Below are 15,898 nucleotides of genomic sequence, written 5' to 3' on the forward strand. Positions count from 1 at the left end.
AAATCCGCTGATTCCAGCGTCTGGCAATAGATAACGCATGACACAGGCTACGAAAATATATTCTCGCCTATTTCTGTTGCCCGCTGTAAACACATTTCGGGGCTACCCATATCTGGCAGCATTAATGTGGTATTGGTGGCAACTGGCGCGCCGCAATAATCAAAAATACCGTGAGCGATTTGCGTCTTCCACGATTGTGCATAGCCATGCTTTTCAAAAGTCTTCTGATCGGCACCGCCAAGCGCCACCAGGTGCACCGGCAAATGCCCGAGTTTTTTGGCGACCTTGCCATCAGGGCCTTCTTCATAGGCCCAGCCGTTCGCAAACACACGATCGATCCAGCCTTTTAATAAACCTGGCATTGTCCACCAGTAAATGGGGAAAACCAGCACCAGCGCATCGGCGCTTGCAATACGGGCCTGTTCCGCAAGTACATCGGCAGGGAGCGGGGCAGACAAGGTAAAAGCTGCCATATCTGCAGCAGAAAACACCGGGTTAAAACCTTCACGTGTCAGGTCGGCTACTTCAACACTGTGTTGCCCCTTTGCCTGAATGCCGTGCGCCACGGCCTGCGCAACGCTGTGAGTCAGTGAGTGCGTTAAGGGATGAGAAACCACGATTAATGCATGCATGTACAACCTCCTCAGTTGCTATCGGGCTTTAACGAACGTAATCTAATATACCAATGGTAACCTACTCATAGTAAGTTACTGTTGGTATATAAGACTGTCAAGGGGGAGAGATGACGGAGATCCGCGTGCGTCAGCGGCTGACGCGTGAAGAACGCTATACACAACTGGTGGATGTGGCCTGGCAGATCATCCGCAGCGAGGGGACAGAGGCATTGACCCTGGGGCATCTGGCCGAGCTGGCGGGGGTGACAAAGCCGGTGGTGTACGATCATTTCACCAGCCGTTCTGGTCTTCTGGCGGCGCTGTACCGTGAATATGATCAGCGGCAGAACCAGAAAATGGACGAGATCATCAGCCGAACCGAGCCGGAACTGGAGAAGCTGGCCGGGGTGATCGCCACGGCGTATATCGAATGTGTTCTGCTACAGGGCCGCGAGATGCCCAGTGTGCTGGCCGCGCTGGCCGGAACGCCGGAGCTGGAGAAAATCCGCCGTGATTACGCGGTCGATTTCACTGCCAAATGTGGCGCGCTGTTTGCGCCTTTTTGCGCCCAGCCGCTGGGTGATGCCGCGCTGTGGGGGATTTTAGGCGCGGCGGAAGGGCTATCCTGGGCTGCTGTGCAGGGCGCGATCAGCGAAACACAGGCCAAAGAGGAATTGCGCACCGCGATTGTTATCCGGGTGCGTGGAGGTTAAAAAACTGCGCAGGGGCGCCATATTTCGCCTCTGCGACTCATATAGTCAGCAACAAATATACTTAGTGGCAGCATGGCTTCGCACAAAAAGATATTTCCCCGCATTTTTGGGGTTCTCTAACCTTAACGAAGGGCTGAACTTTTTCTTATTTCATCCACCTCGCCAAGAAGAGTGATCATTCTTGGTGTGAGCGCGTAAAACGCTGCACCTTTCTCCGAGAGTATAATTTTCCGGACGTCTTTTCCTCGTTTGACTAAATCAAATCCAATACTATTCTCCAGTTGTTGTAGGTTTTTGATAATAAGTAATTCATCTTCTCCAGTTATCACGGCTGTTTCTTTAATGCTCTTTGTTCGTACCAGCGTGATGAAGATCTTTAATTGCTCAATATTCATTCGGCCGCCTTGTCATGAGGCACGATTAATGTGCTGCTGCGATGTCATCTATAACATTATTTTTTTATTCTTAAAAGATTCGGCGAATGGAAAGGGGCGTGATTATTATGTGATTTTCTTTGGGTTTTCTATTTCATAATGAAATTCAGTCATTTCATTATGGTATTTTTCTGTAATTTCAAAAGCCAGAATTGTGAAATGTATCACTAATTAAAAAATATTCCTTAAAGTTAATTTCTTTTAATTTCAATGGGTTGCTTAATTTTTCTTAATGTTTTTTTATTTTGGCACATGAAGTGCAATTAAAAGGGGGTAATCAACACTGGAGAAATTTTAATGACGTACAAAATTTTACTTCCTCAGGAAATTATGCGTGAAGGAAGAGAGTATCTTGAAAGCCGCGGCTATCAACTCATTGATGGCTCAGGAATGGAAGAAGAGGATATTATTCGTGATATCCCTGACTGTGATGGCATTATCGTTCGTCTTTCCAAAATGTCTGATCGCGTATTTGAGGCAGCGAAAAAACTGAAAGTTGTGGTTCGCCATGGCGCTGGTTACGATACGGTAGATCTGGAGTCTGCAAAGCGCCACGGTGTTATTGTTCTCAATGCCCCTCTTGCCAATAGTATGTCTGTTGCTGAACTGGCAATTTTTTATATGTTGCACTGTTCGCGTAATTTTAAACTGGTAGAAGAAAAGATGCTCGAAGACTATTACTGGGCAAAATTACGCACACCAAAAGTAGAATTAGACGGTAAAGTTTTGGGTTTAATTGGCGTAGGTAATATTGGTTCACGTGTTGCGATTAAAGCACTGCATGGATTCAATATGAAGGTTATTGCCTATGATCCCTATAAAACAGCGGAACAAGTTCCCGAAGGCGTTGAGCTTACGAATGATTTTGACCGTATCTTCAAAGAGAGCGACTTCGTCTCATTACACTGCCCGACCACAGCGGAAACAATTGATTTTATCGGTGAGAAACAATTCTCATTGATGAAGTCGGATGCTTTTTTAATCAATACTGCCCGTGGCAAGCTTGTTGACGAAAAGGCGCTTTATCACGCCCTTGCAAATAATCTTATTGCCGGTGCAGGTGTCGATGTATTGAAGAAAGAGCCTTTCGATGCTGCCGACCCTATATTCAAACTGAACAATATCGTTATTGGTCCACATATTGGTGCGGCAACACAAGAAGCGACCGATCGGGCGTCTTTACATTCTGCAATTGGTATTGATGAAGTTTTATCTGGCAAAAAACCATCCTGGCCGGTCCCGGGGTTTTAAGGAGAATATATGTCTATTGGTAATCGTGTATTTACTCAACGCCCGGCATTTGATGTGGAATTATTAAAGCATTATGAGCAACTGCCTGCCGCCAATATCGCGGATACGATGAATCGTATTGCTGTACTGGGAAATGGTATTAAACGAATCTCTTCGCCCAAAAAGCCGATTATGGCCGGTTATGCTATTACCGTGAAAGCCCGGGCTGGCGACAATTTAATGCTGCATGCCGCGCTTGATATGGCAACGGAAAATGATGTGATCGTTGTATCCAACGAAGGCGATCGTTCCAGGGCGCTGATGGGCGAAATTATGGTAGCGTATGCGCAATGCACCAAAAAGGTTGCCGGTATTGTGCTGGACGGCCCGATCCGCGATATTGATGCGCTTTCTGTACTGGATTTTCATCTCTACGCCACCGGTTCGAACCCTGCAGGCCCGTTCAAAGAAGGTCCGGGAGAGGTTAATACCCCCATCGCTGTAGGAGGCGTCGCAGTTTGTCCAGGAGATCTGATTGTTGGCGATGCTGACGGGGTGATTGTTATCCCTCTCAATGATGCTGCGGCCTTGCTAGATAAAGCAAAAGAATATTCCAAATTCGATGCGGGTAAAGTCGAGGCCGCAAAAAATGGCACCGCAAACCGCGCGTGGGTAAGAAAGTCATTGGATGAAAAAGGCGTTGAGTTTATTGACAGCCTGTATCGTTAAAAATGATTAGATAATTAAAAGCCACACCGCCGCATGCGGCGTGTGGCTGATAAATAAAGGTAATCGAATATGCTTTATCTGAAACTCCTGCCCATTATCTTTTTTCCAATCTTATTCTGGATCACCCCCCATCCTGAAGGTGTATCAGCACAAACATGGGAAATGGTAGGTATTTATTTAGCCATGTTGTGCGGCCTGGTCTTAAGACCATTTACTGATTCAGTAATTATGCTGATCATTTTGGGTTTTGCTTCACTGGTTATTGAACCCGGCCCACTTTTTGCCGGTTTCGGTAGTCCAATGGTCTGGTTTATTATTAGTGCATTTATTATCTGTAAAGCCTTTGTCATTACCGGCCTCGGTAAACGTATCGCCTATATGTTATTGAAGCGCTACGGCAAAAATACCCTGACGCTGGGCTATCTGATGATGGTTACCGATACCGTGCTCGCTCCTGCTACGGGATCGAACATGTCGCGTTCAGGTGGTATCACTTTCCCTATCTTCAGGAACATAGCCGAAGCGTTAGGTTCAACGCCGGAAGAGGGAAGCCGGAAGATAGGCGCTTATTTAACCATACTGATGTATGTGGTATCGATGGGTACCTCCAGCCTGTTTATGACCGGCATGGCCACCAACTCCATTACCGTTTCGCTGGCGAATGAGATCATGAAAGTCCACCTTGAGTGGATGGTATGGTTCAAGGCCGCGATCGTTCCTGCCGGGTTAGTGTTACTGCTTGCGCCATGGCTACTGTATAAGCTGTATGCGCCGGAACTTAAAACCATCACTAATGTAAATGAAATCGCGGAGCAGGGGCTGCGTGAACTGGGACCGGTGAAACGCGAAGAGAAACTGCTCATCGTTTTCTTTGTTCTGGGGATCATCGGCTGGATGACCGGATCGGTAACAGGCATTGATTTTATTCCCGTAGGACTGGCTTTCCTCGCCTGCCTGCTGCTGTTTGGTGTGTTGAGCTGGAACGATGTGGTCAGTGAAAAAACCGCCTGGCAGACTTTCGTCTGGTATGGCGCATTCTATGGCTGTGCCGTTGCGCTCTCGAAGGGCGGGTTTTATGTCTACCTGGTTGATGTGATCAAAGGCTATCTCGATTTGTCACAGCTGAGCGAACTCAGTGCAATTGGCGTGCTGGTCTTTATTAGTCTTGCCGTCCGGTACTTCTTCGTTTCGAATAGTGCGTTTGTTGTTTCGTTCTATCCAGTGCTGTTCACGCTTGGCATGACAACACAGGCCAACCCCATGTATATCGCGCTCTCGCTGGCATTTTCGGCAGGGTACGGCGCACTGCTCACCCATTATGGCAACGGCGCAGGTGTATTCACCTTTTCGAGTGGTTACGTGCCGCAAAAAACCTTCTGGTTACTTGGCTCGATCATGGTGCTGGTTAACGTGCTGGTCTTTTTCCTGATCGGCATTCCTTACTGGAAGTTTATCGGTATCTGACAGGAGTAATACGATGAAACTGGATATCCTGATCAAAAATGGCCTGGTGCCGGATATTGATAATGACAATTATGTTAACCGCAATATTGGCATAATAGGCAACCGCATTGTCGATCTGAATCAGGTAGATGCCTCGTCGGCAGAAACGATCATTGATGCGGCTGGCTGTATTGTGCTTCCTGGATTAATCGATTTTCACGCCCATGTATTTCATGGCGGTACAGCTATTAGCGTTAATCCCGACGTCACCTGTTTGCCTAACGGCGTTACCAGTGTGGTGGACGCAGGAAGTAGTGGTTGGGTGAACTATGCGCTTTTTCGCAATACTGTTATTAACACTGCAATGGTAAAAATAAAAAGTTACCTGAATGTGGTTAATATTGGGTTATCCACGTTAGGCGGTGGTGTGACGGGCTATCTTGAAAACACCAATCCAGCAAACTATAACGTCGAGCGCATTGCCCGCACACTGGCAGAAAACAGCGATAATATCCTCGGCCTTAAGCTGCGTTACAGCCAGGATATTGCAAAGGACAAAAATTATTCCAGCGATCCTTTTTTCGCTTCGGTGGCGCTGGCACGGGAGCTGGGAACCAGCCTCTGTGTGCATGTCACAGATTCATTGCTTGCGGCGAATGAGCTTATAGGGCATTTCGCAGCTAATGATATTTACGCGCACTGTTTTCACGGCACTGGGAACGCATTGCTCGACGCTCAGGGAGAAGTGTTCCCCGAAATTTTTGCGGCGAAACAGCGTGGTGTAGTATTTGACTGCTCAAATGGCGTAGCCCATTTTGATTTCAATATTGCCCATAGTGCCATGGAACAGGGATTTTACCCGGATATCATCAGTACGGATTTAACCCAGAGAAACTGTTTACGCACAGATAAGGTGTATAGCCTGTTGTTTGTTATGTCGAAGTACCTGAATATGGGCATGTCCTTTTTTGATATCATCCGTGCGGTTACCGCAACACCGGCCAGGTTGATGAAAATGCAGGGGCAAATCGGTGTCCTGCAACCGGGAGCCAGCGCAGACATCTCTATCGTCAAACTTCGCCAACACAAAATTGTCTTTGAGGATACGAGAGGCTCGCGCGTCACAGGTGATCGTTATATCGACAACTGTGCCACGCTGGTTAACGGCGCGATCGCGTACCGGCGCTTACATTTCTAATGCTTTGCTGCGATACGTTTTCTGTTATGCCCTGCTTTGGCAGGGCTTTTTGCTTTGGGTTAAGGATAACCTGAAGCTCAGTGTATTAATGAGAACACCCTGTTAGTATGACGTGATGTACATCATATAAATATGAGAAATATATGCAGAACCATGATATTGCAATTTTTTCAGTTTCCAGGACAATTACACAACGCATCTCCAATGTCCTAATTGAACGAAAGCTGGATATCCCGGTTTACGAAATTTATTATTTTGATGTCATCGAAAAAGCGCATGAACTAATCCAGCGCGGGACTAAAATAATCATTAGTCGCGGAGGTACTGCGGCACTGCTGAGAAGCCATATCACTATTCCCGTGATAGAAATTGCGCATGATTTGCATGGTATTTACCGAATCGTACAAGAAGCGAAAAGCAAATCTCAAAAGATTGCAGCCGTCGGCTTTCCTCAATTTTGCAATGTGCTGCGCCATTATCAAAATATGACCGGTGATGAATTCAAAATATGCCAGGTTTATAACCATAACGATATAGAATATGTTGTTAAGAATCTGGCTGACAACGACTATCAGCTGGTTATTGGTGGTTTAACGGTAGCTGAGATGGCGAGGAAATATTCACTTAATGTCGTTATGGGTGATACAGATATTATTTCCATTGAGCAGGCACTAAATGAAGCATTCAGTTTGTTAAAATACATTGAAGCAGAAAGTAGCAAGCTTGCAATTAGTTATGCCGCGCTGAACCAGTCTCGCGAAGCGATTATGTCTATCGATCAGACAGGGGAGGTGATAGGTGTTAATACAGCCGCGCAGACGCTGTTTCGCTGTCAGCGCGGTGACAAAATATTCAAAAAAGACCTCTTCAAAAATAGTTACGAAAGCATAATTAACGAAATTGATGTAAAAGACCAGCCTATTGAAGTCGATGGTGAAATCATCCTCTTGACCATCAAGCATAGCGCTCATAGGCATAACATTTATAGTGTGATTACCGGTGTCAGGCAGGGTGGAACCACAAATTCTGGCTTACACAACCATAAAAAAAATACTGCCAAAGGGTTCGTTGCTACCTATTCTTTTGCTGATATAGTGGGCGAGTCTTCTTCGATTTTATCCGCTATCGAACGGGCGAAAATTTATGCCCGGCATGATTTACCCGTCAGTATTTTGGGGGCGACGGGGACTGGCAAAGAGTTATTTGCTCAGAGTATTCATAATGCCAGCGCCCGAAGCTCGGAGCCTTTTATCGCCATTAACTGTGCGGCCATCCCGGAAAGCATGCTTGAAAGCGAGTTGTTCGGTTATTCTGAGGGGGCATTTACAAATGCACGGAAAGGCGGTAAGCCCGGTATTTTTGAAATGGCGATGAACGGCACTGTCTTTATTGATGAAATCAGCGAGGCACCTTTATCTGTTCAGGTTAAATTACTGCGCGTCTTACAGGAAAAACAGTTTAGCCGTATTGGCGGAGATGCGCTGATAACGGCCGATTTTCGCTTAATTACAGCCAGTAATAAAGATATACAGCAGCAAATTATCAACGGAGAATTTAGAGAAGATCTTTACTACCGTATTAATATTCTTGAGCTCAGGTTACCTGCCTTATGTGAACGGCCTGGCGATGTGCCATTAATTGTTGCATCCCTGTTATCCCGACATGGCAGAAAACTCAATTTTACTGACGATGCCATCGCCTATCTTAATCAATACCCCTGGCCTGGCAATGTTCGCGAGTTACAGGCAGTCATCTACCGTCTTATGGTTCTGCTTAATGGTGAGCAGGTCGATAAAACGCTGTTGCAGACTATCAGTAAAATTTTGCCTTCTGTGGAAAGTGAGAGCGCAACCGAAGAGGGAAGCGATCTATTGAAAAAGCAGGAGCGAAAATTGATTGCCCGTGTTGTGAAAGAATGTGAAGGCGATCGTAACAAAGCGTCGGCAATCCTCGGTATTAGCCCGACGACCTTATGGCGAAAAATAAAAGAGTATAGCCTTTAAAAACGAGCTTTTTCAGCAGGCCTGGCGCGCCGCTTGCATCGGTAAAGTGAAGACTTTCCGGGAGCCCGTGCATGATAGCCAATTCATCGACGACCATTCGTTTCCTGCTCGCCTCGCGCCAGTGCGAGCTGAATAACCTGCGCTACCTGCTGCAAAGCGGCGAACTGGTGGGCAACATCAGCCAGTTGGTTCATATGCTGCAACGTGAGCGGGGCACATCGAACATGTTTCTGTGCGCCAAAGATGGCCAGTTTACAGATGAACTGCTGCTGCGTGAGAACGAGGTGGCGCAAGCGCAGGCACCCTTAATGGAACATCTGGACAGGCTGGAAAGCCAGATAACGCTGCTGCCGCAGGCGAGCCGCCTGTTCAGCCATGTCGCCAGCGTGGTGTATGCGCTCAGCCTGCTGCCCACCCTGCGCCAGCAGATCCGCCAGCGCGCGCTGCGTATACCGCAGGCGATGACCTTTTTTAATGACATTATTCGCCACTTACTGTCACTGGTGTTCGAGCTTTCCGACACCGCCGCCGAGCCGGCCATTTCACGTGCGCTGATTGCTATGTTCAGCTTTATGCAGGGCAAAGAGTACGCCGGGCAGGAACGGGCCATTGGCGCGGCGGCCTTTGCCGTGGGCACATTCAGCGATGAGACGCAGCAAAAGCTACAGGATCTGATTGAGCGCCAGGAGCGCTATTTCGCCACCTTCGCCGATTTTGCCGACGAAACGCACCGATTACGCTGGCAGCAATTAGCCACCGACAGCCAGTTTGAACGCTTACGACGTATTGCCTGCACCGGGCGTGAGGTGATGGAGGCAGACAGTTGCCTGCGCTGGTTCGCGCTGGCCACGCAGCGTATCGATCAGATGAAAGCGCTGGAGGATACGCTGGCGGAGTCGCTGATGGCGCATTGTCAGGCCCGGATCGCGCAAACGGAGCAGGCCAATAGTGAACAGCGGGCCGATCTGGAAAGCCTGACTCTCCCGCAGGAGAGTGAAGAGAGCCGCTACTCGGTGTTTATTGATTCTCACGGCTGGCTGGAAAGCGGTGGTGTTCGCCCGCAACTTGGGCGATCGCTATTAACGCTGGTGCAGCAACAATCCCGGCGCTTACAGGCGCTGGACAGCGAACTGGCGACGCTGCGCGAAACGCTGAATGAACGTAAAACCATTGAGCGGGCCAAAAGCATGCTGATGCAACACCAACAGATCAGTGAAGAAGAGGCCTATAAAACCCTGCGCCGGATGGCAATGAACCAGAATAAAAAGCTGGTTGAGATTGCCAGCGCGATGGTGGCGGTAGCCGATGTTTTTCACTCTACTCCCTAGGGAGTATTTGCACGTGAAGTGTGCGAAATCTGCCCTTTGATAGTGCGTTAACGCGAGCGGCATCGGTCTGTTTTTGCGTTGCAGGCCAGAAAAAACGCCCGTCTGCCATCCTGGCATAGCCCTTGCTTTACTCAACAGGTACATCAGACATAACGCAGTCACGGCCAACGGCGGTCGGAACAGCGTAAACCGGACAACGGCGTCCATAAGCGTGCAACTGAGCACGGGCTTATGGGCGTCGTTTTTTTTTGCGTTCCCGCAAGGGTGAGCAGCGCGAGGGTGGCAATGAGTAACAACAACAGCAAAGGTATGGCGGTTTCCCGTCGTCAGTTTTTACTGGGCAGCGCAGCGCTCGGCGGCACGCTGTTGCTGCCTTCGGTCATGAACCGTGCATGGGCTGCCGGTTCCGACGCGCCGGAGTTGAATGAGATCCGTGTCGGGTTTATTCCGCTGACGGATTGCGCATCAGTGGTGATGGCCGCAGTAAAAGGGTTCGACAAGAAATACGGCATTACCCTTGTGCCCAGCAAAGAGGCCAACTGGGCGGCGGTACGTGACAAGGTGGTATCCGGTGAACTGAGCGCCTCGCATATGCTGTACGGCCAGCTTTATGGCCTGCAAATGGGCTTGTCCGGTGCGCAAACGGCGATGGCAGTGCTGATGACACTCAACCAGAACGGGCAGGGGATCACACTGGCAAATCAGCTACATGACGCAGGCGTTAGTGATTTGCCGACGCTGCAAAAGCACATCGCCGCCAGCCCGGCAGGCACCTTTACGTTTGCGCAAACCTTCCCGACGGGCACCCATGCCATGTGGCTCAACTACTGGCTTGCCAGCGCGGGCATTCATCCGCTCAACGATATCCGCAGTGTAGTGGTGCCGCCACCGCAAATGGTCATGAACATGAAGATTGGCAACATGGTGGGTTACTGCGTGGGTGAACCGTGGAACCAGCGCGCCATCAGCGACAATCTGGGGTTTACCGCTGCCACCAGTCAGCAGATCTGGCCGGATCATCCGGAGAAAGTGCTCGGTACCCGTGCCGACTGGGTAGAGAAACACCCGAACAGCGCCCGTGCGCTGACTGCCGCTATTCTCGACGCCTCCCGCTGGATCGATGCCTCAGAGGATAACCGCCGCGAAACGGCACGTGTCATCGCCGGGCGCGCTTACCTTAATACCAAAGAGGAAACCATCCTCGGTCGTATGCTCGGCCAGTACGACAACGGCATCGGCAAAAGCTGGAAAGATGATCATGCCATGCGTTTCTTCCACGACGGTTCCGTCAACTTCCCCTGGCTCTCAGATGGTATGTGGTTCCTCACCCAGCATAAACGCTGGGGCATGCTGACAACCGACCCGGACTATCTTGCTGTCGCCCGCCAGGTTAACCGCATTGATATCTACAAACAGGCCGCCGCCGCTGTTGGCGGTGTGTCACTGCCGGACAGCGACATGCGCAGCAGCGTGTTGATGGACGGCATTCGCTGGGACGGTAGCAACCCCGCTGCCTATGCCAACAGTTTTAGCGTGAAGAAGTGAGAGGTTGCATATGAAAAGTCAGGCGAAAATTATTCCTATCCCACAGGACCTTACCCCCACCGCAGCGCCGCAGGCGGAAGTGGTTGCGCTGCCCGCCAGAGTGCGGGTGCGCCGCCGCCCGTCATTGCTGCGCCCGTTGATGCAGCGCGTGGTACCGGCGCTGCTCGGCCTCGGCTTGCTGCTCTGTTTGTGGCAAGTGGCGGCGCTGAACAGTAAAAACTTCCCTACGCCGTGGCAGACCTGGCAGGCGGCTCTGGTGATTTTTGCCGATCCGTTTTATGTCGCCGGGCCTAACGATCAGGGTATTGGCTGGAACGTGCTTGCCTCGCTGCAACGTGTGGCGACAGGGTTTGGTCTTGCTGCGCTGGTGGGCATCCCTGCCGGGTTTCTGATCGGGCGCTTTCGTTTTGTTGCCAACATGCTCAACCCGCTGATCTCGTTGTTACGCCCGGTCAGTCCGTTGGCCTGGTTGCCGATTGGTTTACTGCTGTTTCAGCGCGCTGAACCGGCGTCCAGTTGGACCATCTTTATCTGCTCCATCTGGCCGATGATCCTCAATACGTCAGAAGGCGTGCGGCAGATCCCGCAGGACTACCTGAACGTGGCGCGGGTCCTCAAGCTTTCGGAGTTCGCCATTATGCGCAAAATCCTGCTGCCCGCCGCGCTGCCTGGCATTCTCACCGGCATGCGCTTATCCATTGGCATTGCCTGGCTGGTGATTGTCGCCGCCGAAATGCTCACCGGCGGCATCGGCATCGGTTTTTGGATCTGGAACGAGTGGAACAACCTGAACGTGGAAAACATCATCATCGCCATTGTGGTGATTGGGGTTGTCGGCCTGCTGCTGGAGCAGGGGCTGATGTGGATAGCCAGCCGTTTTAACTACAGCAGCCGCTAAGGGGGCCATGATGCGTACAAATCCCATTATTCAGGTACAGCAGGTCAGCCAGCGTTTTCACACCCGCAGCGGTGAGTTTCTTGCGCTGGATAACGTCAGTTTTGATATTCACAGCGGCGAAACCCTCAGCCTGATTGGCCATTCCGGCTGCGGTAAATCGACCCTGCTGAATTTGATCGCCGGGCTCACCCTGCCGACCAGCGGCGGTTTGCTGTGCAATAACCGCGAAATCGACGGGCCAGGGCCGGAGCGCGGCGTGGTGTTTCAGAACCATTCATTGCTGCCGTGGCTGACCGCTTACGACAATGTGGCACTGGCGGTGCGCCAGGTATTTCGCGGTGAAATGGGCAAAGTGGAGATGCATGAATGGATCATGCACAACCTCGATCTGGTGCATATGTCTCATGCATGGAATAAACGCCCGCACGAAATTTCCGGCGGTATGAAGCAGCGGGTTGGCATTGCCCGCGCGCTGGCGATGAAACCCAACGTGTTGTTAATGGACGAGCCTTTCGGTGCGCTGGACGCCTTAACTCGCGCGCATCTGCAGGATGCAGTGATGGAAATTCAGCAACGCCTGCGCACCACCATTGTGCTGATCACTCACGACGTTGACGAAGCCGTGCTGCTCTCAGACCGGGTGCTAATGATGACCAACGGCCCGGCAGCAACGGTTGGTGAAATCATGACCGTCGAGCTTGAACGCCCGCGCTCGCGCGTGGCGCTGGCGGAGGATGTGCACTACCAGCGTTATCGCCAGCAGGTACTGCATTTCCTGTATGAAAAGCAGCCAAAAGCGGCCTGACCTCTCTTCACTTCTGTCGATGTAAGGATCGGATGATGAAAAAGCCTGTATTAGTGGTGGTAGGGCACGGCATGGTCGGCCACTACTTCCTTGAACAACTGGTGGAACGTGAGCTGCACCAGCATTATGACATCGTGGTCTTTGGTGAAGAGAGATTACCCGCCTACGACCGCGTACACCTGTCGGAATACTTCGCCGGGCGCAGTGCCGGGTCGTTGTCGCTGGTCAGCGAAGGCTTCTTTGAGCAACACGGCATCGCCCTGCGCAGCAGCCACAAAATTGTCGCCATTGACAGTCAGCGCAGGTGCGTGCGCGACGAGCAGGGGGAAGAAACCCATTATGACAAACTGGTGCTCGCCACCGGCTCATACGCTTTTGTGCCGCCTATTCGCGGTAACACCCGCCCCGGCTGCCTGGTCTATCGCACGCTGGACGATCTGGATGCCATCGCCGCGCAGGCAAAAAACGCCACCACCGGCGTGGTGATTGGCGGCGGGTTGCTGGGGCTGGAAGCGGCCAATGCGCTGCGTCAGCTAGGGCTTGAAACCCATGTTGTGGAGTTCGCACCGCGCCTGATGGCAGTGCAACTGGATGAGTGCGGCGCCGCGATGCTGCAACGCAAAATCGAAGCATTGGGCGTGAAAGTGCACACCCGCAAAGAGACACGCGAGATTGTTGACGGCGAGCAGGCGCGGCACCGTCTGTGTTTTGCCGATGGCAGCTGGCTGGAAACCGATCTGTTGCTGTTCTCGGCGGGTATTCGCCCGCGGGATGAACTGGCGCAGAGCGCGCCGCTGGAAAAAGGGACGCGCGGCGGCATTGCCATTAACGACCATTGTCAGACTTCAGATGCGTCGATTTACGCCATTGGTGAATGCGCCGCGTGGAACGGGCAGATCTTTGGCCTTGTGGCGCCGGGTTACCAGATGGCGCGCAGCGTTGCGGATACGCTGGCTGCCCGCGACACGCCTTTTACCGGCGCAGACATGAGCACCAAACTGAAATTGCTCGGCGTGGAAGTGGCGTCCCTCGGTGACGCGCACGCCAAAACCGAAGGCTGCCAGAGCTACCAGTGGACCGATGGCCCGAACGAAATCTACAAGAAAATTGTGGTGTCGGGGGACGGGAAACGGTTGCTGGGCGCGGTGCTGATTGGCGACAGCGGCGACTACAGCATGCTGCTGCAAATGATGCTCAACGCCATGCCGCTACCTGCGCAGCCGGAAGGGTTGATCCTGCCAGCCCGCGCGGGCGATGCGCCAAAAGGGCTGGGAGTGGCAGCGCTCGCCGCCAGTGCGCAGATCTGCTCCTGCCATAACGTTAGCAAAGGCGATATCGCCGCTGCGGTGGCGGGCGGTTGCAGCGAGTTGGGCGCGCTAAAAACCTGCACCAAAGCCGGAACGGGCTGCGGCGGCTGTGTGCCATTGCTGAAGCAGGTGATGGAGCATGAGTTGCAGCAACGGGGCGTGGAGGTGAAAAAAGATGTCTGCGAGCACTTTGCCTGGTCACGGCAGGAGCTGTACCACCTGATTCGCCTGCATGAGATCCGCAGTTTCCACGCGTTGCTCGAACGTTTCGGGCGCGGTCATGGCTGCGAAGTGTGTAAACCGCTGGTGGGATCCATGCTCGCCTCCTGCTGGAATGAGTACCTGTTAAAGCCGCAGCACCTGCCGTTGCAGGACACCAATGACCGCTTCTTTGCCAACATTCAGAAAGATGGCACGTACTCGGTAGTGCCGCGTATTCCGGCCGGAGAGATCACGCCGCAAGGTTTGATAGCCATTGGGCAGGTCGCGCAGCGTTACAACCTCTACACCAAAATTACCGGCGGCCAGCGCGTAGATCTGTTTGGCGCGCACCTCGAACAGTTGCCTGCTATCTGGGAGGAACTCATCGCTGCCGGGTTTGAAACCGGGCATGCGTATGGCAAGTCGCTGCGTACGGTAAAATCCTGCGTCGGCTCCACCTGGTGTCGCTACGGGGTGCAGGACTCAACCGGCATGGCGATCGCCCTTGAGAATCGTTACAAGGGGCTGCGTGCACCGCACAAAATTAAGATGGCCGTTTCCGGTTGCACCCGTGAATGCGCCGAAGCGCAGGGTAAAGACATTGGGGTGATCGCCACCGATAAAGGCTGGAACCTTTATGTATGCGGTAACGGCGGCATGAAGCCGCGCCACGCCGATCTGTTTGCCAGCGATCTCGACAGTGAGACATTGATCCGCACGATTGATCGCGTACTGATGTTCTATATCCGTACCGCCGACCGGCTTCAACGCACCAGCACCTGGCTGGACAATATGGAAGGCGGGCTGGACTACCTCAAACAGGTGATCCTGCAAGACAGCCTCGGGCTGGGTGCTGCGCTGGAAAGCGAGATGCAACAGGTGGTGGCAAGCTACCAGTGCGAATGGAAAACCACGCTGGACGATCCGCAAAACCGGCTGCTGTTCCGTGGGTTCCTCAACAGCAGCCGCCCGGATGAAGCGGTGGTGATGGTTGAAGAGCGTGGGCAAATTCGCCCGGCGACGGCAGAGGAAAAACCCCGCCAGCCGCAAGAGAGCGATCTGCCCGGCAACGAATGGGTGCATATGGGCGCACTGGCCGACATTCCGGCCAATGCCGGCATGGCCGCACGCCTCGGTCAGCAACAAATTGCGCTGTTTCATTTGCCGGGAGCGGAACCGCAGGTCTTCGCTCTGGAGAACCACGAACCGGGCAGCAACGCGAACGTGCTGTCGCGCGGGCTGGTGGGCGACATCGCCGGCGAGCCCATCGTTATCTCTCCCTTGTACAAAAAACGTTTTCGCCTGAGCGATGGCATCAGCCCGGATGACGCGGCGCTGCGGTTGCGCTGCTGGCCGGTGAGAGTGGATCAGGGGCAAATCTGGGTGAAGCGCACGCCGCAAAGCCAGGCCACTTTCCCGGCAATTGCCGAGGCATCTTAAGTCATTACCG

At 52.2% G+C, this 15,898-nt stretch carries 13 protein-coding genes; 11 read left to right on the plus strand and 2 right to left on the minus strand.

Features of this window, described 5'->3' with window-relative positions:
- Positions 1-47: 47 nt before the first annotated feature.
- Positions 48-632 carry an NAD(P)H-dependent oxidoreductase gene (locus ACUY4S_RS05045; RefSeq protein ID WP_458022125.1) on the minus strand — a complete coding sequence of 195 codons (585 nt, stop codon included), beginning with the start codon at positions 630-632 and terminating at the stop codon, positions 48-50.
- A gap of 110 nt (positions 633-742) precedes the next feature.
- On the opposite strand from ACUY4S_RS05045, the gene ACUY4S_RS05050 reads away from it, so the two are divergent.
- Positions 743-1,327 (plus strand): TetR/AcrR family transcriptional regulator, encoded by a 585-nt coding sequence (locus ACUY4S_RS05050; protein WP_458022124.1) that lies wholly within the window; start codon positions 743-745, stop codon positions 1,325-1,327.
- Between the two features lie 122 nt (positions 1,328-1,449).
- On the opposite strand, the gene ACUY4S_RS05055 is transcribed toward ACUY4S_RS05050, so the two are convergent.
- A complete protein-coding gene (locus tag ACUY4S_RS05055) occupies positions 1,450-1,722 on the minus strand; it encodes a LysR family transcriptional regulator (protein WP_458022123.1) in 273 nt (90 codons plus the stop codon).
- 336 nt (positions 1,723-2,058) lie between these two features.
- On the opposite strand from ACUY4S_RS05055, the gene ACUY4S_RS05060 reads away from it, so the two are divergent.
- The 10 genes from ACUY4S_RS05060 (at position 2,059) to nirB (ending at position 15,888) form a co-directional block, all read left to right on the plus strand.
- Positions 2,059-3,012 carry a hydroxyacid dehydrogenase gene (locus tag ACUY4S_RS05060; RefSeq protein WP_312691310.1) on the plus strand — a complete coding sequence of 318 codons (954 nt, stop codon included), beginning with the start codon at positions 2,059-2,061 and terminating at the stop codon, positions 3,010-3,012.
- 9 nt (positions 3,013-3,021) lie between these two features.
- Entirely contained in the window at positions 3,022-3,720 is a 699-nt protein-coding gene (locus ACUY4S_RS05065) for an RraA family protein (protein WP_312691311.1), read from the plus strand.
- Between the two features lie 69 nt (positions 3,721-3,789).
- Positions 3,790-5,184, plus strand: coding sequence for a DASS family sodium-coupled anion symporter (locus ACUY4S_RS05070; RefSeq protein ID WP_312691312.1), 1,395 nt, complete (start codon positions 3,790-3,792; stop codon positions 5,182-5,184).
- A gap of 13 nt (positions 5,185-5,197) precedes the next feature.
- Positions 5,198-6,361, plus strand: coding sequence for a metallo-dependent hydrolase (locus tag ACUY4S_RS05075; protein WP_312691313.1), 1,164 nt, complete (start codon positions 5,198-5,200; stop codon positions 6,359-6,361).
- A 143-nt stretch (positions 6,362-6,504) separates the two neighbouring features.
- The gene (locus tag ACUY4S_RS05080) at positions 6,505-8,364 is read left to right on the plus strand and encodes a sigma 54-interacting transcriptional regulator (RefSeq protein WP_312691314.1); all 1,860 of its coding nucleotides are present in this window, start codon (positions 6,505-6,507) and stop codon (positions 8,362-8,364) included.
- Between the two features lie 71 nt (positions 8,365-8,435).
- Positions 8,436-9,692, plus strand: a complete 1,257-nt coding sequence (locus ACUY4S_RS05085; RefSeq protein WP_312691315.1) for a nitrate- and nitrite sensing domain-containing protein — start codon at positions 8,436-8,438, stop codon at positions 9,690-9,692.
- A gap of 285 nt (positions 9,693-9,977) precedes the next feature.
- Positions 9,978-11,237, plus strand: a complete 1,260-nt coding sequence (locus tag ACUY4S_RS05090; RefSeq protein WP_458022122.1) for a CmpA/NrtA family ABC transporter substrate-binding protein — start codon at positions 9,978-9,980, stop codon at positions 11,235-11,237.
- Positions 11,238-11,247: 10 nt separating this feature from the next.
- Positions 11,248-12,135: a nitrate ABC transporter permease gene (gene ntrB / locus ACUY4S_RS05095; RefSeq protein WP_458022121.1), complete on the plus strand. Its 888-nt coding sequence runs from the start codon at positions 11,248-11,250 to the stop codon at positions 12,133-12,135.
- Between the two features lie 10 nt (positions 12,136-12,145).
- Complete coding sequence (locus ACUY4S_RS05100) at positions 12,146-12,940, plus strand: ABC transporter ATP-binding protein (RefSeq protein WP_312691370.1); 795 nt, start codon at positions 12,146-12,148, stop codon at positions 12,938-12,940.
- A 35-nt stretch (positions 12,941-12,975) separates the two neighbouring features.
- The gene (gene nirB / locus ACUY4S_RS05105) at positions 12,976-15,888 is read left to right on the plus strand and encodes a nitrite reductase large subunit NirB (RefSeq protein ID WP_458022173.1); all 2,913 of its coding nucleotides are present in this window, start codon (positions 12,976-12,978) and stop codon (positions 15,886-15,888) included.
- Positions 15,889-15,898 lie beyond the last annotated feature (10 nt).

It is taken from the genome of Kosakonia beeri (genome assembly GCF_054165705.1).